Below are 16469 nucleotides of genomic sequence, written 5' to 3' on the forward strand. Positions count from 1 at the left end.
GAGACGCTGCGCGCCGTACCCTCACCCCAACCCCTCTCCCGGGGGGAGAGGGGCTGATGCGCCGCTTTAGAAGTTGTTGTCGCCGTCGAGGATGCGGCCGAAGCCGCCCAGCACCGAGCCTTCGCCGCGGTTCTGCCCGCCTCCCTGCGGCGCGGCGGCGAACATGCGTCCGGCCAGGCGCGAGAACGGCAGCGACTGCAGCCAGACCTTGCCGGGGCCGGTGAGGGTGGCCAGGAACATGCCTTCGCCGCCGAAGAACATGCTCTTGATGCCGCTGACCGGGCGCACGTCCATGTCCACCGAGGCGTGGAAGGCGACCACGCAGCCGGTGTCCACGTCCAGCCGCTCGCCGGCCGCCAGCTCGCGCTCGATCACGCAGCCGCCGGCATGCACGAATACCCAGCCGTCGCCCTCCAGCTTCTGCATGATGAAACCTTCGCCGCCGAACAGGCCGGTCATGATCTTGCGCTGGAAATGGATGCCCAGCGACACGCCGCGTGCGCCGGCCAGGAAGCTGTCCTTCTGGCAGATCAGGCGGCCGCCGTGCTGGTCCAGCTTCATTGCCAGCACCGTGCCGGGATAGGGCGCGGCGAAGGCGACCTTGGCCTTGCCCTGGCCCTGGTGGGTGAACACCGTGGTGAACAGGCTCTCGCCGGTGACCAGGCGCTTGCCGGCCGACAGCAGCTTGCCCATCAGCCCGCCCTGGTTGCCGCCGGAACCGTCGCCGAACACGGTGTCCATCTGCACCGCCGCGTCCTTGAACATCAGGGCGCCGGCCTCGGCCACCGCGCTCTCGCCGGGGTCCAGCTCGATCTCCACGAACTGCATTTCGTGGCCGACGATGCGGAAGTCGATCTCGTCGGCGCGGCCGCCTGCGGCCGGCGGCGGCGGCAGGCCCGGCGGCAGGAACGTCGCGCCACCCTGCAGGGCCGCGATCTGCGCCACCGGCAGCCAGCCGTTCTGGCCCTGGCTCCAGGCCAGTGCCGTGGGGTTGTTGCGGGCGAAGGCGACTGCATCGGCATCGTCGAACGGGCCGGAGCGGGTCTGTTCGCTGCCGGTCAGGAAGTACCACTGGGTCATGGGTGCAGGTCCTTGGCGGGAAGTCGCGCGAGTCTAGCCTGCCGTCCCGGACCGTTCGCATCTGCCCAAAGGCAGGGGGCGGTGCAGCCGGTCCGCACGCTGCGCCTTACAACGCGCTGGCCGGGCGCACCTGCAGAACCTCGTTCTCCGCGGTGCAGTCGCCTGCCGGCATCCGCCCGGCCGCGCGGGCGGCGGCGATCTCGCCGCGCGCCGCGGCCAGGTCGGCGCGGAAGGCCGCATCGTCGTGCAGCCGCGCCACCGTGGCCGCGCCAATGAACCGGCCGGCGAGCACGTCGCTCTGCCAGTGCACGTTGCACACCAGCCGGCTCTCGCCGTAGTTGCGGCCGCGCGCGATCAGCGCAGTGGCGCGTTCGGGCGCGATCTCGCTCAGGATCAGCGCCCAGGCCCAGCCGATGGCGCTGTGTCCTGAGGGATAGGAGCCGCTCTGGCGCAGGTCGTCGAGATCGCCCGGGGTGCACACCGCCTGCGCGTTGCGCAGGAACGGCCGCGCGCGCTGGTACCGGCGCTTGGCCGCCTTGGTGGCGGCACTGGCGTCGATGCGGCTGCGCTCCAGCAAGGTGTACAGGTGCGGGGTGTGCTGCGCATCGATCGCCACGTCCAGCGCGCAGGCGAACTGGCCGGCGCCGTTCGGGAAGCTCAGGTCGGCATCGCGCGCGGCCTGCTGCCAGCGCGCGCTGCCGCGCAGGGCCAGCGCCTCGCGGTTGATCGCCATGTCCAACGCCTCACCCGGCGAGTCGGCTGCCGGCGGCGCCGGCAGCAGCTGCAGGCTGTCCGGCACCGCCGCGGCCGGCAGATAGCCCACCGCCTTGGCCGGCGCAGGCGCAGGCGCCGGTGCACGCAGCGCGGGACCGCTGCAGGCGGCCAGGGCGAGCGCCAGCACCACGGCGACGGAACGGACACGACAGGCGGGCGACACGGGCATGCGGACTCGGACAGCGACGGCGGATCGGTCAGTGTACGGTGCGATGCAGCGACGGGTCGCCCGAGGCGGCATGCCGCGGCGCGCGACTGCGGAGAGGAGCGGCTTCAGCCGCGACGGGCGTGACCGGGAAGGCCCGTCGCGGCTGAACCCGCTCCTCCGGAAGCAGGTTTGCGTATTTCTGGAAGCACCGTTCCCGCCTCAGCCCCCGTCACGCTCCTCGCGCGGCGGGAAGCGCAGCACGACCCCGCGCGGCGGCGCCGGCGGTGGCTGCCACAGCACCGGCACCTGGGTCGGCGGCGGCGGTTCCAGTTCGTCGTCGGCGACGAGGAGATCGTCGGTCTCGTCCTCGTCCTCCCAGCTGTAGCGCTTGCGCGGCGGCAGCGGATCGCGATGGCGCAGCAGCAGCGCGGCGACCACGCCGCCCACGGCACCGCCCAGGTGCGATTGCCAGGACACCCCGTCCTCGTGCGGCAGCACCGTCACCAGCATGCCGCCGTAGAACAGGAAGGCGATCATGCTGGCGGCGATCGCGGCGCGGTCGCGGCGCAGCAAGGCCAGCACGAACACCAGGAACAGCAGGCCGTGGGCGACGCCGCTGGCGCCCAGGTGATGGCTGCCGGGATCGCCGAGCCACCAGGCGCCCAGGCCCGAGCCCAGCCACAGCAAGGGCAGCCCGGCCAGGGTGGCGCGCGGATACACGCTGCCAGCCAGGGTGCCCAGGATCAGCAGGGCGCCAGCATTGGCCCCCAGATGCTCGAGCGAGCCGTGCAGCAGCGGTGCGGTCAGCACGCCGAGCAGGCCGGCGGCCGTGTGCGGCGCGACCGCCCAGGGCCGCCAGTCGAACAGGCCCTGGCTGGCGAACACCGCCACCAGCACCGCCACGAAGGCCAGGCTGACATTGAACGCACGCAGGATCCGCGCGCGGTCGAAGCGGCCCTGCGCATCGGGTTCGGGCGTGGGCGAGGGGAGCGAAGAGGTGTCCATGCTCCCTGGATGGCGGCGCCGGGCGTCCAAGGCAAGGCGCCGCCGATGGGAGGGACTGGCCGCGGCCGCGGGACAATCCGCGGCCGCGGCGCCCGCGCCGGGTCAGTGCGCCGGCTTGGCCGGGCGCAGCAGGCTCAGCGCCACGGTGGCGCCGATCACCACCGCCACCGCCAGCAGCGACACCAGCACCGGGATCTTGTACAGGTCGATGATCAGCATCTTGGTGCCGATGAACACCAGCACGATCGCCAGGCCGTAGGGCAGCAGGTGGAAGCGGTCGGCCATGCCCGCCAGCAGGAAGAACATCGCGCGCAGGCCCAGCACCGCGAACACGTTGGAGGTCAGCACGATGAACGGGTCGGTGGTGATCGCGAAGATCGCCGGAATGCTGTCCACCGCGAAGATCACGTCGGTGATCGCGATCAGCATCAGCACCGCGAACAGCGGAGTGAACCAGCGCTTGCCTTCCTGGGTCACGCTCAGCGCGTTGCCGTGGTACTGCGGCGTCAGGCGCAGATGCTTGCGCATGAAGCGCAGCACCGGGTTGGCCTCCAGGTCCGGCTCCTTGCCCGCCGAGAACCACATCTTGATGCCGGTCAGCAGCAGGAACGCGCCGAACACGTACAGCAGCCAGTGGAACTTGGTTAGCAGCACCGAGCCGGCGAAGATCATCACCGCGCGCAGCACGATCGCGCCGAGCACGCCGATCACCAGCACGCGCTGGCGCTGCTCCTCCGGCACCGCGAAGTAGCTCATGATCATCAGGAACACGAAGATGTTGTCGACCGCCAGCGACTTCTCGACCAGGTAGCCGGTCAGGAACTCAAGGCCGAGGCGGTTGCCGGTGGCCACGTCGATGGTCTCGCGCAGGTACCACCACAGGCCCGCATTGAACGCCAGCGCCAGCGCGATCCAGCCGATGCTCCACCACAGCGCTTCCTTGAAGGTGACCTTGTGCGGACCGCCGTGGCGCATCAGCACCAGGTCCGCCAGCAGCGCCACGACCACAACGATCGCGAAACCGCCCCACAACCACACGTTGCCTATCGTTTCCATTGGGAATTTTCCGTCAGTGAACAGGGAACCTCGGGGCCGCGGTGGCGGAGGCGTTCCGGACGGAGACGACGGATGTCGTCCAGAGGGTGCCTTCGCCACTGCGGCGAAGGTCTCGCTCGCAACCGGCGGACCGGTTGCCGTTGCACCGGAGCCCGCAGGCTCGAATTGACGGCGACAACGTCGGGAGCTACTCCCCTTCTGCGCGCATTCTTGCGGCTGCCGGCGGTGCCGTCAATCGGGGCGGCTACAATGGCGTTCATGAATAGTCCCCTGCCCGTAGTCCGTCTCAAGAACGCCTGGCGCTCCAGCCATCCTTGGATCTTCCAGAAACTGGTCGAAAAACCCGCCGCCAGGCCCAAGCCGGGCGCGCTGGTGGACGTGGTCGGGGTGGACGGCGACTGGATCGGCCGCGGCTTCTACAACGGCCACTCGCGCATCGCCGTGCGCATCCTCGAGACCCACCCCGACATCGCGGTCGATGAGTCCTGGTTCGCGCGCAAGATCGCCGAGGCGGTGTCGCTGCGCCGTGACGTGCTCAAGCTGGACGCGGTCAGCGATGCCTGGCGCGTGGTGCATGCCGAGGGCGACGGCCTGTCCGGCCTGGTGGTGGACCGCTACGGCGACCTGCTGGTGGTGGAGTTCTTCAGCGCCGGCATGTTCCGCCACCGCGAGTGGATCTACGCCGCGCTGCGCGCGCAGTTCCCCGGCGCGCGCTTCTACAGCTTCGCCGAGGAGCACGTGCAGAAGCAGGAGAGCTTCGACTACCGGCCGGTGTCCAGCAGCGGCGAGCGCCCGGAGCCGGCGATCATCAGCGAATACGGCGTGCGCTTCCGCGCCGATCCGGCTGGCGCGCACAAGACCGGCTTCTTCGCCGACCAGCGCGAGAACCGCCAGTGGCTGAGCCAGCAGGTGGAGGGAAAGCGCGTGCTCGACCTGTGCTGCAACACCGGCGGCTTCGCGGTCTACGCCAAGGTCCGCGGCGCCACCGAGGTGGTCGGCGTGGACATCGACGAGGACGTGATCGAGATCGCCAAGGGCAACGCTCGCCTCAACGACGTGCGGCCCAAGTTCGTGCAGGCCGACATCTTCCCGTACCTGCGCGATGCCGCTGCCCGCGGCGACCAGTACGACGTGGTGATCCTGGACCCGGCCAAGATGACCCGCGACCGCGACCAGGTGATCCCGGCGCTGAAGAAGTATCTGGACATGAACAAGCTGGCGCTGGGCGTGGTCGCTCCGGGCGGCCTGTTCGCCACCTTCTCCTGCACCGGCCTGGTCGCCGAGCACGAGTTCCTGGACATGCTGCGCCGCGCCGCCTATTTCTCCGGCCGCACCATCCAGATCCTGAAGGTGGCCGGCGCCGGCGCCGACCACCCGTTCATGGCCCACGTGCAGGAATCGCGCTACCTCAAGGCGGTGTTCTGCCGCGTGCTGGACTAGCACGCCGCGCATGCGCAAGGCCGAGCGGCGATGCGTGCGTGACGGCCTGATCCGGGCGCGCCGGCCGGCGATCGACGCCGCCGCTGCATGAAGATCGTCATCGCCCCGGACGCGTTCAAGGAAAGCCTGTCCGCGGCGGAGGCGGCCGCGCAGATCGCGGCCGGCTTCCGCAGCGTGTTCCCGGAGGCGCAGTACGTGCTGCTGCCGTTCGCCGACGGCGGCGAGGGCACGGTGGACGCGCTGGTCGCCGCTGGCGGTGGGCGCCGGGTCGCCTGCACGGTGACCGGGCCGCTGGGCGCGCCGGTCGCCGCGCAGTTCGGCCTGAGCAAGGACGGCGGCACCGCCCTGATCGAGATGGCCGCGGCCAGCGGGCTGATGCTGGTGCCGCCGCAACAGCGCGATCCATGCCTGACCGGCACCCGCGGCGTCGGCGAACTGATCCTGGCCGCGCTGGATGCCGGTGCGCGCCGGCTGCTGATCGGCATCGGCGGCAGCGCCAGCAACGACGGCGGCGCCGGCATGGCGCAGGCCCTGGGCGTGCGCCTGCTGGACGCGCACGGCTGCGACCTGGCCGCCGGCGGCGCGGCGCTGGGCGCGCTGGCGCGCATCGATCTGGACGGGCTGGACCCGCGACTGCGCGAGTGCACCATCGAAGTCGCCTGCGATGTCGACAACCCGCTGACCGGGCCGAGCGGCGCCTCGGCGGTGTTCGGGCCGCAGAAGGGCGCCACGCCGGCGATGGTCGCGCAGCTCGATGCCGGGTTGCGGCACTACGCCGAGGCGATCGAACGCACCTTGGGCGTGGCAGTGGCGCAACTGCCCGGCGCCGGCGCGGGCGGCGGTATCGGCGCGGCCCTGCTCGCCTTCCTCGGCGCGCGGCTGCGGCCGGGCGTGGAGATCGTCGCGCAGGCGCTGGGGCTGGAAGCGCACCTGGCCGGCGCCGATCTGCTGGTCACCGGCGAAGGCCGCCTGGACGGGCAGAGTGCGCAGGGCAAGGTGCCGGTCGGCCTCGCCCGCATCGCCCGGCGCCACGGCGTGCCGGTGCTGGCCATCGCCGGCGGTCTGGGCGAGGGCGCGGCGGATCTGCAGGCGCAGGGGATCGACGCGCTGTTCGGCGCTGTGCAGCGCGTGTCCACGCGCGAGGCCGCGCTGGCCGACGCTGCGGACGCCCTGCGCCAGTCCGCGCGCAACGTGGCCGCGGCGATCGCCCTGGGCCAGCGCCTCGGCGGCTCCCGGGCGCAATAGCGGCGCTCGGCTTTGGCGGCGCGCTGCAGCCGCGGCGTTGGGAATCCCGTGTGGGAGGGACTTCAGTCCCGACGCGGTGACCGGTGATTGCCGCAGGGCCCCGCGAGGCCGTTCCCCCGCGCGTCGCGGCTGAAGCCGCTCCCACACGTGGATATGTCGCCAGCGGATGCGCCACGCGCAGGCAAGCCCTGTGGGAGGGACTTCAGTCCCGACGCGATGACTGTCGGCTGCCGCAATGCTGGCAGGGAAGCCCGTCCCCAAGCCAGGCCTGACGTTGGCGCCCCCGCTGCGACCAATCCCGAATCCCCAATCCCAACTCCCCAGGGACCGCACCAAACTGGTGCGGCAGCCGCGCCCATTTGGCGCGCGCTGCCCCGTTCAGGTAAACTGAAAACGTTTACAACACGGATTCTAACGCCATGGAAACCCCCAATCTCCCGCAACGTGCGCCGCTCAGCCCGAAGTGGCAGTTCCGCTTCGACTTCTTCGACCGTTACGGCGCCCCGTCCACGCCCGAGTACAAGGCCGCGTTCAAGGCACTGCCGTTCATGGAACGGTTGAAGATCAACATGAACTTCTTCGCCCTGTTCTTCGGCTTCATCTACTTCTTCATCCTCGGCATGTGGCGTAAGGCGCTGGGGCTGATCGGCATCTGGCTGGCGCTGGCTGTGGTCGCGGCGTTCCTACCCGAGGCGATCGGCCGCGGCCTGGGCATCGCCTACTCGCTGCTGGTCGGCATGGCCGCCAACTACGCCTACTACCTGGACCAGCGCAAGGGCAGCGTCAGCTGGAACCCGTTCGAAGGCCTGCGTTGGTGGTAAGCGTCTGGCACGGCGGCGCGCAGGTGCGACACGCCGCCGCCGCGCTCAACGCTTGCGCTTCCAGAACTGCCAGACCGGTGCCGGCTTCGGCGTGACCGCCGCGGCCTGCGCCGGGGCCAGCTGGCCCTGAATGCCGGTCAGCCGCGCCTGCGCATCGAATGCCAGGACGATGCGGGTGTTGCCGCGCGTCGCCACGGTCTGCGCGGCGTCGCGCTGCAGGGCATAGCCCTGATCGGCCAGGAAGCCGTCGGTCATGGCCCGGTGGTCGAGTTCGAACTGCATCGGCAATTCGCCGAGCAGGCGCAGCACGCGGGCGTCGTCGCACGGCGCGAAGACCGCGGCCGGTACGTCCTCCAGCAGGAAGAACAGCGCGCCGCCGTCGTACGGCGCGCGGTAGTAGCAGCGCCCGCGCAGGGCACCGGCGAGCAGGGCGATCTGGTGGCCGCCGTCCTCGCCCAGCGCCGAGGACGGCGCGGCCAGTTCGGCGATACCTTCGCGCTCGCCGTGCGCACGTAGCGCATTGGTATCGGCCAGCAGGGCCGGTGGCAGGTTGCTGGCGGTGTTGGCCCAGGCCCACAGCCAGCTGGCGCTGGCTTCTGCGGCGGTGCCCAGCAATTGAATCGGGAACTGCAGGTCCTCGCCGAAGTACACCCGGCCCGCGCTTCGGTCCACGCGCCAGTCGCGTCCGTCCAGCACGTCCGCTAGCGCCAACTGCCGGGCGTAGGCGCTGCCGATGTGCCGTGCCAGCGCTGCCTGGAACGCCGGGCTCATCGCGGCGTCTGCGGCGCGCGCTGCAGCAGGCTGTTGCGGCGGCCGTACAGCAGGTAGGCGACCACGCCCAGCGCGTTCCACAACCCGAACCAGATCTTCGTGGTATCCGGCAGGCTCCAGAACAGGTACAGGCAGCCGCCGATCGCCAGCGGCCCGACCAGCCACGCCAGCGGCGTGCGGAAGGTGCGGGCACGGCCGGGTTCGCGGCGGCGCAGGACCAGCATGCAGGCGGCCACGGCGATGAAGGCGGCCAGGGTGCCGGCATTGGCCAGCGCGGCGATCTCGTCCAGCCGCGCCACGCCGGCCAGCGCCGCCACCAGCACCGCGGTGAACAGCGTGGTCGCCACCGGCGTGCCGGTACGCGCGTTGACCTTGGACAGCCCGCGCGGCAGCAGGCCGTCGCGCGACATCACGAAGAAGATCCGGCTCTGCCCGTACAGGAAGGCCAGCAGCACGGTGGGCAGCGCGATCACCGCGACCACGCCGATCGCCGCCGCCGCCTTGCCGTGGCCGAGTTCGCGCAGGATCAGCGCCAGCGGCTCGGCGCTGGCGCCGAACACGTCGTAGCGCATCGCGCCGACCGCGGCCAGCGCCACCAGGATGTAGATCAGGGTGCAGCCGATCATCGAACCGACGATGCCGATCGCCAGGTCGCGCTTGGGGTTCTTGGTTTCCTCGGCGGCGGTGGAGATCGCATCGAAGCCGTAGAAGGCGAAGAAGATGATCGCCGCCGCCGCCATGACCCCGTGCGCGACGCCGTCGGCGCCGACCGTCTTGGGGAAACCGTAGGGCATGAACGGGTGCAGGTTGGCGCTCTGGAACGCCGGCAGCGCCACCGCCACGAAGATGCCAAGCGCGATCAGCTTCAGCACCACCAGCACCGCGTTGAGCGTGGCGCTTTCCTTGGTGCCGGCCATCAGCAGGCCGGCCACGGCGAAGGTGATCAGCACCGCCGGCAGGTTGACGATGCCGCCGGCATGCGGCCCGGCGGTCAGCGCCGCCGGCAGGTTCAGGTCCATGCCGGTCTGCGCACTGGCCCAGTGCAGGAAGCCGACGAAGTAGCCGGACCAGCCCACTGCCACCGTGCTGACCACCAGCGAGTACTCCAGGATCAGGCTCCAGCCCACCACCCAGGCGATCGCTTCGCCTAGCGCGACGTAGCTGTAGGTGTAGGCGCTGCCGGCGGCCGGCATCATCGTCGCCATCTCCGCATAGGCCAGCGCGGCGCAGGCGCAGATCGCCCCGGCCACCGCGAACGACACCAGCACCGCCGGCCCGGCCAGCTGCGCGCCGACGCCGATCAAGGTGTAGATGCCGGTGCCGACGATCGCGCCGATGCCCAGCGCCACCAGATGCGGCCAGCTCAGCGAGGGCACCAGCCGGCGACCGGCCTCGTGGACGGTGACCAGGTCGAGCGACTTGCGCCGGAACAGGAACGACATGCGGGCCTCGGGGTGCGGAAGTGACAAGCCCGGCAGTGTCGCCGAATGCGGTGCAGCAAAGCTACGCCTGTGGCGCGGTATGGCACGGCGCTTGTGGAGGTCGATGCGAAGCGCAAGTCCGGCCTTATCGAGCGGAGACCGCTCACTCTCTGTCTCGTAGAAGCGGCGTCAGCCGCGACGGGCTTTCCCGATGAAGCCCGTCGCGGCAGAAGCCGCTGCTGCGGAATACCGGTGCGTTAGGACCTGTTCCGCCGCGCCCGGCAATCGTGGGTTCTCGCAACCGACCTACCGCCCCAGCCGCTCCGCCAGCCTTACCAGCTCCGCCAGCGAGCCGACCTCGAGCTTGCGCATCGCATTGCCGCGGCGCACCTTCACCGTGATCTCGCTGAGCTGCAGCCGCGCCGCCACCTGCTTGTTCAACAGGCCCTGCACCACCAGCTCCACCACCTCGCGTTCGCCGGCGCTGAGCCGCGCCCAGCGCGCCTGCAGTTCCGCCTGTGCCGCATCGGCGGCGCGGCGCGCGCGGTCGCGGGCGATGCCCTGGCCGATCGCATCGAGCAGGTCCTGGTCGCGGAACGGCTTGGTCAGGAACTCGATCGCGCCGTTCTTCATCGCTTCCACGCTCATCGGGATGTCGCCGTGGCCGGTGATGAAGATGGTCGGCAGCGCCAGCCCGGCCTCGTGCATGTTGCGGTGGAAGTCCATGCCGCTCTGCCCGGGCATGCGGATGTCCAGCACCAGGCAGCTCGGCGCGTCGGCGCGCGGATGCGCCAGGAAGTCGCGGGTCGAGGCGAAGGCGTGCACCTGCAGGTCCACCGAGGCGAACAGGTCTTCCAGCGCGGCGCGGATCGAGGCGTCGTCGTCGATCAGGTACACCACCGGGCGTGCGGTCGCCTCATTCATGGCGTGGCTCCGCCGGCGGTGGGCAGGCACACGCAGAACACCGCGCCGCGCGGCCGCCCGGGTTCGGCCCAGATGCGCCCGCCGCCGGCCTCGACGATGCTGCGGCTGATGCTCAGGCCGATGCCGATGCCGCCCTGCTTGGTGGTCCAGAACGCATCGAACAGATGCGCCTGCGCCTGCGCGGACAGGCCTTCGCCGCTGTCGGCCACGCTCAGCCGCACCGAACGCGCGTCCTCGCGCTCGGTGACGATGCGCAGCGCACGCTGCGCCGGCGGCGTGGCGGCCATCGCCTCGATCGCGTTGAGCAGCAGGTTGCCGATCACCTGCTGGATCTGCACCGGGTCGGCCGACACCGGCGGCAGCAGCGCCGACAGTTCGGTGTGCACGCTGACCGCGCTGCGTTCCAGTTCGCCCTGCGACAGCGCCAGTACCTCGGCCACCGCGGCATTGAGGTCGAAGGCGCGCTGCTGCGGCGCCTCGCCCCGGGTCAGGCTGCGCACCCGCGCGATCACCTCGCCGGCACGCTCGGCGTCGGCGAGGATGCGCGCCAGCGCCGCGCGCGCCTTGTCCAGGTTCGGCGGCTGCTGGTCGAGCCAGCGCTGGCAGGCGTTGCCGCTGGTGACGATGGCCGCCAGCGGCTGGTTGACCTCGTGCGCGATCGACGCGGTCAGGCTGCCCAGGCTGCGCACCCGCGCCAGCCGCAGCAACTGTGCCTGCGCCGCGTGCGCGGCGGCCTTGGCCCGCTCCATGCGCACCGCGATCGAGGCGGTCACCGCCACCACCACGATGCTGATCGCCGAGTTGATCACGCCGACGTGGTAGGCCCCGGCATGCGTGAGATGGAAGCTGAGCACGACCAGCACCACGCAGATGCCCGCCAGCACGCCCAGCCCGGCCGGGGCCAGCAAGCGCACCGCGCCGAGGATCGCCACGGTGTAGAACAGCGCCGCCGCCACCGCGTAGTCGGTGACCGTGTCGGCGACGAAGATCGCACCCAGCGCCAGGCCCAGCGCGGCCAGGCCGAGCAGGCGGCGATGCGGCGGCAGCGGCTTGAACCAGGCGATCATCGGCGGCGTGGCGTGGGAGTGACGGGGATAGGCATGACTGGCTCAGGCTTCGGCGCCGGCGTTCCAGAACGCCTGTTGTACACCCGGTTCGCCCTCCAGGCGCTGCACCACCGCATCCAGTTCCTCGGCACGCACCGCGGTGGCGTACAGGGTGGCGGCGATCTCCACGTCCTTCTGCCCGAACGGATGCTGCTCGACCTCGCGCGCCGGGTAGTGCGCTTCCTCCAGCAGTTCGATCAGCCGCTCGCGCACCTCGCCGTGCACCTCGCGCGCGCAGATCGCATAGAACATGTAGGTGGCTTCCAGCGAGGATTCCTTCAGCGGATGCCGGTTGATGCGGTTCACCATCGGCCGCAGCAGGGTATTGCTGAGCAGCACGAACATCGCCGCCAGCACCGCCTCGGCGACCAGCCCGGCACCGGCGCAGGCGCCGACCGCACCCGACCCCCACAGCGTCGCCGCGGTGTTGAGCCCGGTGACGTTGGCACCTTCCTTCATGATCGCGCCGGCGCCGAGGAAGCCGATGCCCGAGACCACGTAGGCCACCACCTGCACCGCACCCTGGGTGCCGCCGTGGATCTCGAACAGGCGGTCGCCGAGCGAGACGAAGATCGCCGCGCCGACCGCGACCAGGGTGTTGGTGCGCAGCCCGGCGGTGCGCTGACGCACCTGGCGTTCGAAGCCGATGATCGCGCCGAGCACGAAGGCGGCGGTGAGGCTCACCAGGGTGTCGAGCAGCGAGGCGAGATTGAACAGACGCAGTGCTTCCATCAGGGCGCGTTCCGGTAGTTGGGGGGAGCGAGCATGGCGGCTCCGGGGAAGGGAGTGGGCGGGGACGGGGGCCGATGATGCCGCGGCGAGATGGCAGCGCGCATCGTGGCGACGGACAGATGCGGCTCAGCGCACCCCGGGCCACCACGCCAGCGCGGCATGCAGCCAGTGCGCGGCCGGGGCGTTCGCCCCGGCGTCGTGCAGGCGCCGCTGCGCCGCATGCGGCAAGCGCGCGCGGACCCGGATGCGGTCGGCGACGGACAGCAGCGACAGCGCATCGGCCATCACCCGCGGCGACTGCGCGGACAGGGCCAGGGCGAAGGCGCGTGCGCCGTGGGCGGCGAGCAGATGGCGCAGCGCTTCGGTGCGGCGCATGGCGACCGCGGCGCGCAGCGCGCGCTGCAGGCCGCGCTGCAGGCGGAAACGGCGGGAGAACAGCGAGAACAGGAACATGACGACCTCCTTGCGGCGCGTGGCCGGAGGACGTCGCAGCGTGTGCGCGGCGTGCGTCTTCCGGCTCAGCGCCGGGCAGCGACCAGGCGAGGGGAACGGCGGGGGAATGCGGCGCTGATGCCGCGTCGATGCGGATCGGGGTCCATGCTCGCCTCCGGTATCAGGGGAACGGATCGCGCGGAGCGCGATGGTCTGGCGCGGTCGGATGCCGCGGTACCGCCCACTGGCCGGGCCAGGAGCGGGTGGCGCAAAGCTTGGCATGCGGCCCAGGCGTGCACCAGCCTGCATGAGGCCATGACGGCGATACCAAGGTATATCCGGTCTGGTCCGCCTGCCGGCGCGTGGCGCAGCGATTGAGACGCGGCCGGCTACACTGGCCGCATGCAGAACGATGCCCATTTCCTGATCCTCGCCGGCCTGTTGTGTGCCGTCATCGCCCTGTTGCTGGCCGTGTTGCTGCGGCGGGGCAACCACGCCGCGCTGGAGGCGGCCCTGCGCGAGGAGCAGCGCAGCGGTCGCGGCGAACTGCGCGAGCAGCTCGACAGCCTGGCGCGCCAGCAGGACGCGCGCAGCGAAGGCTTCGCCCGCAATCTGGCGGATCTGTCCACCCGCACCGACCAGCGCCTGGACCTGCTGCGCGAAGCCCTCACCGAGGACGCGCGGCGCGGCCGAGACGAGACCGGCGCCGCACAGCAGCGCATGGCCGAGCTGCTGAGCCAGCGCCTGGTCGAGATCCGCGGCCAGCTCGACGCCTTCGGCCAGCAGCAGGACGCGCGCATGGCCCAGTTCGGCCAGCAGCAGGCCGAACTGATCGCGCGCATCGACGCGCAGCTGGGTGCGTTGCGCGAGGCCCTGATCGAGGATGCGCGCAAGGGCCGCCAAGAAGGCGCGGACGCGCAGCAGCGCTTCGCCGACACGCTCGGCCAGCGCCTGGGCGACCTGGTCCAGCGCAACGAGCAGCGGATGGGCGAGATGCGCGCCACCCTGGAGGAGCGGTTGAAGGAACTGCAGACCGACAACGCGGCCAAGCTCGAGCAGATGCGCGGCACCGTCGACGAAAAGCTGCAGACCACCCTCAACACGCGCCTGGACGCCTCGTTCAAGCTGGTGTCCGAACGGCTCGAGCAGGTCCAGCGCGGCCTGGGCGAGATGCAGCAGCTCGCCACCGGCGTCGGCGACCTCAAGCGCGTGCTGAGCAACGTCAAGAACCGCGGCGGCTGGGGCGAGGTGCAACTGGAGAACATCCTCGAGCAGACCCTGACCCAGGAACAGTACGCACGCGGCGTGCGGGTGCGCCCGGAGCGCAACGAGATGGTCGACTTCGCGGTGCGCCTGCCCGGCCGCGGCCACGAGGACACGCCGGTGTGGCTGCCGATCGACGCCAAGTTCCCGCGCGAGGACTACGAGCGCCTGCTCGATGCGCAGGAGCAGGGCGATCCGGAACTGGTGCAGGCGATGGGCGTGCAACTGGAGCGCGCGATCCGGGTGCAGGCCAAGTCGATCGGCGACAAGTACATCGCCCCGCCGCACACCACCGACTTCGCGGTGATGTTCCTGCCCACCGAGGGCCTGTACGCCGAGACCCTGCGCCGCCCCGGCCTGGCCGACCTGCTGCAGCGCGAGCACCGCATCGTCGTCGCCGGCCCGACCACCATCACCGCCCTGCTCAACAGCCTGCAGATGGGCTTCCGCACCCTCGCCATCGAAAAGCGCTCCAGCGAAGTTTGGGGTGTGCTGGCGGCGGTGAAGAGCGAGTTCGGCAAGTTCGCCGGCATCCTGGAAAAGGCCGAGAAGCAGATCAGCACCGTCGGCAAGAGCCTGGGCGAGGCCAGCCGCAAGACCCGCACCATCGAACGCCGCCTGCGCGGCGTCGAGACCCTGGCCGACGCGCAGGCCGCGCCGCTGCTGGAACTGTCGCTGCCGCTGGACGATGCCGAGGCGGAAGAGGCGGCAGGCGACGACCGGGAGTGAGGGCTTGCGGTGCCCGCGGCGGCGGTGCGGCGAGTCGGGATGGCAAGGCACCGTGGCGGTTACGTCGACGCGAGATGGCGTGCGACCAGCACGCGCCATATTGGATGCAGCGCCGCGACCTGGACGGGCCAGCGCGGCCGCTTCGTACGCGCGCTGTACAGATGGCGCAGCATGCGGGTGTCCTGGTCTTGCCTGCAGTGTCGATGCGATTCGACATCGCGGATGCGTTGTCGTCTCCAGGCCGCTCGCCTGCTCGCCTGCTGGCCGATACGCGCGCTGCTGATCACGACGAGAGGCACATGTATCGTGGCGGCTCTTGTTTTTTCTGTGGCCGTCGCGAGCAGGTGTTGCGGACGCGCTGTCGCGGCTGAAGCCGCTCCTGCGGGATCACATGATCCGCAGCAAAAGCGGGTGTTACGTGCCTGCACAGGCTAGCTGTCGGTGCGCTGAGTCACGCGGTCACGGCGCTGCGCATGCTGCGCCGGCAGCGACTATGCTGGCGCTCCCTTTCGATCGAGGTAATGCCCCATGTCCGAGTCGTTGACCGCCATTCCGCTGACCCGCATCGACGGCCAGCCGGCCACCCTCGCCGCGTTCGAGGGCAAGGTGTTGCTGATCGTCAACGTCGCCTCCAAGTGCGGCCTCACCGCGCAGTACGCGGGCCTGGAAGCGCTGTACCGCGAGAAGCAGGCCGCGGGCCTGGAAGTGCTCGGTTTCCCGGCCAACGACTTCAAGGGCCAGGAGCCGGGCAGCGAGGCGGAGATCCAGCAGTTCTGCCAGCTCACCTACGATGTGACCTTCCCGATGTTCGCCAAGATCGCGGTCACCGGCGAGGACACCCATCCGCTGTACCGCGCGCTGATCGCCGCGCAGCCGCAGACCGAGGGCGAGGGCCCGATGCGCGAGAAGCTGGCCGGCTACGGCATCGAGCCGAATCCGGCGCCAGGCGTGCTGTGGAATTTCGAGAAGTTCCTGGTCGGCCGCGACGGCAAGGTCCACGCGCGCTTTGCTCCGGACGTCACCGCAGAGGACCCGCGCCTGCGCGCGGCGATCGACGCGGCGCTGGCGTAACGGCGCGCGGCGCCATCTGGCTGTGCTTGGACGAGCTGAAGGTGTGTTTCGGCGTCTAGGTAGTTGATGAACGAGCCGGAGAGGTGATCGATGTCCTCGTTGGCCGGCGTCGCTTGTTGCGGCTGAACCGCTCCTACGCAAGGCGTGCAGCATCGAAACCGTTGCCGTTGCCGTTGCTCTTGCTCTTGCTCTTGCTTGGCTTTGGCTGTTGCTCTGGCTTTTGATCTACCGGGTTCCCTTCCGAAGCGGCGGCCAGCGCGGGGAAACACCCGAAGGGCGGCGTACATGGATGTACGCCGTCCGCGGCAGGGCAGGGCTCGCCGGAAAAAGGCGAAGCACTGCTTCGCCCCGGCGGGCGGGCTGGCGCCGTGAGGCGACTGCCCCGGACTTGGCTGCGAAGCAGCCAAGCCCCTTCCGCGGATCCCCGGGCTGGACGCGGACCCGGAGCGCG

The 16469-nt window shown here is 70.7% G+C and carries 15 protein-coding genes; 5 read left to right on the top strand and 10 right to left on the bottom strand.

The features are described 5' to 3' along the window. Positions 1-66: 66 nt before the first annotated feature. The 4 genes from CEK66_RS13140 to CEK66_RS13155 form a co-directional block, all read right to left on the bottom strand. Positions 67-1080 (bottom strand): TIGR00266 family protein, encoded by a 1014-nt coding sequence (locus CEK66_RS13140; RefSeq protein WP_017908407.1) that lies wholly within the window; start codon positions 1078-1080, stop codon positions 67-69. A 106-nt stretch (positions 1081-1186) separates the two neighbouring features. Beyond that, positions 1187-2023, bottom strand: coding sequence for a phosphatase PAP2 family protein (locus tag CEK66_RS13145; RefSeq protein WP_152237222.1), 837 nt, complete (start codon positions 2021-2023; stop codon positions 1187-1189). A 198-nt stretch (positions 2024-2221) separates the two neighbouring features. After that, a complete protein-coding gene (locus tag CEK66_RS13150; protein ID WP_152237223.1) occupies positions 2222-3007 on the bottom strand; it encodes a rhomboid family intramembrane serine protease in 786 nt (261 codons plus the stop codon). A 102-nt stretch (positions 3008-3109) separates the two neighbouring features. Beyond that, on the bottom strand, positions 3110-4063 hold the full coding sequence (locus CEK66_RS13155) for a TerC family protein (RefSeq protein ID WP_152237224.1): 954 nt from the start codon (positions 4061-4063) through the stop codon (positions 3110-3112). 258 nt (positions 4064-4321) lie between these two features. On the opposite strand from CEK66_RS13155, the gene CEK66_RS13160 reads away from it, so the two are divergent. The 3 genes from CEK66_RS13160 (at position 4322) to CEK66_RS13170 (ending at position 7569) form a co-directional block, all read left to right on the top strand. After that, positions 4322-5503, top strand: a complete 1182-nt coding sequence (locus CEK66_RS13160) for a class I SAM-dependent rRNA methyltransferase (protein ID WP_152180921.1) — start codon at positions 4322-4324, stop codon at positions 5501-5503. Between the two features lie 87 nt (positions 5504-5590). Further along, positions 5591-6748, top strand: a complete 1158-nt coding sequence (locus CEK66_RS13165; protein ID WP_152237225.1) for a glycerate kinase — start codon at positions 5591-5593, stop codon at positions 6746-6748. A 419-nt stretch (positions 6749-7167) separates the two neighbouring features. Further along, positions 7168-7569 (top strand): DUF2628 domain-containing protein, encoded by a 402-nt coding sequence (locus CEK66_RS13170; RefSeq protein WP_017909243.1) that lies wholly within the window; start codon positions 7168-7170, stop codon positions 7567-7569. A gap of 45 nt (positions 7570-7614) precedes the next feature. Here CEK66_RS13170 and CEK66_RS13175 read toward each other — a convergent pair whose 3' ends face one another. The 6 genes from CEK66_RS13175 to CEK66_RS13200 all read right to left on the bottom strand — a co-directional run bounded on the left by CEK66_RS13175 (position 7615) and on the right by CEK66_RS13200 (position 12976). Next, on the bottom strand, positions 7615-8340 hold the full coding sequence (locus CEK66_RS13175; protein ID WP_152237226.1) for a DUF6882 domain-containing protein: 726 nt from the start codon (positions 8338-8340) through the stop codon (positions 7615-7617). Beyond that, positions 8337-9782 carry an amino acid permease gene (locus tag CEK66_RS13180; protein WP_152237227.1) on the bottom strand — a complete coding sequence of 482 codons (1446 nt, stop codon included), beginning with the start codon at positions 9780-9782 and terminating at the stop codon, positions 8337-8339. The genes CEK66_RS13175 and CEK66_RS13180 overlap by 4 nt, the downstream gene beginning before the upstream one ends. 285 nt (positions 9783-10067) lie before the next feature. Next, on the bottom strand, positions 10068-10685 hold the full coding sequence (locus CEK66_RS13185; RefSeq protein WP_152180917.1) for a response regulator: 618 nt from the start codon (positions 10683-10685) through the stop codon (positions 10068-10070). Further along, positions 10682-11752 (bottom strand): sensor histidine kinase, encoded by a 1071-nt coding sequence (locus tag CEK66_RS13190; protein WP_148827369.1) that lies wholly within the window; start codon positions 11750-11752, stop codon positions 10682-10684. The genes CEK66_RS13185 and CEK66_RS13190 overlap by 4 nt, the downstream gene beginning before the upstream one ends. A gap of 42 nt (positions 11753-11794) precedes the next feature. After that, a complete protein-coding gene (locus CEK66_RS13195; RefSeq protein ID WP_152237228.1) occupies positions 11795-12523 on the bottom strand; it encodes an MgtC/SapB family protein in 729 nt (242 codons plus the stop codon). A gap of 126 nt (positions 12524-12649) precedes the next feature. Beyond that, the gene (locus CEK66_RS13200; protein ID WP_148827365.1) at positions 12650-12976 is read right to left on the bottom strand and encodes a hypothetical protein; all 327 of its coding nucleotides are present in this window, start codon (positions 12974-12976) and stop codon (positions 12650-12652) included. Between the two features lie 381 nt (positions 12977-13357). On the opposite strand from CEK66_RS13200, the gene rmuC reads away from it, so the two are divergent. Continuing rightward, positions 13358-14947, top strand: a complete 1590-nt coding sequence (gene rmuC / locus CEK66_RS13205; protein ID WP_152237229.1) for a DNA recombination protein RmuC — start codon at positions 13358-13360, stop codon at positions 14945-14947. Positions 14948-15475: 528 nt separating this feature from the next. Beyond that, positions 15476-16018 carry a glutathione peroxidase gene (locus CEK66_RS13210; RefSeq protein WP_152237230.1) on the top strand — a complete coding sequence of 181 codons (543 nt, stop codon included), beginning with the start codon at positions 15476-15478 and terminating at the stop codon, positions 16016-16018. The last annotated feature ends 451 nt before the right edge of the window (positions 16019-16469 follow it).

Origin of the sequence: Xanthomonas sp. LMG 12460 (assembly GCF_009192895.1) — a bacterium.
GTDB classification, from domain to species: Bacteria; Pseudomonadota; Gammaproteobacteria; order Xanthomonadales; family Xanthomonadaceae; genus Xanthomonas_A; species Xanthomonas_A sontii.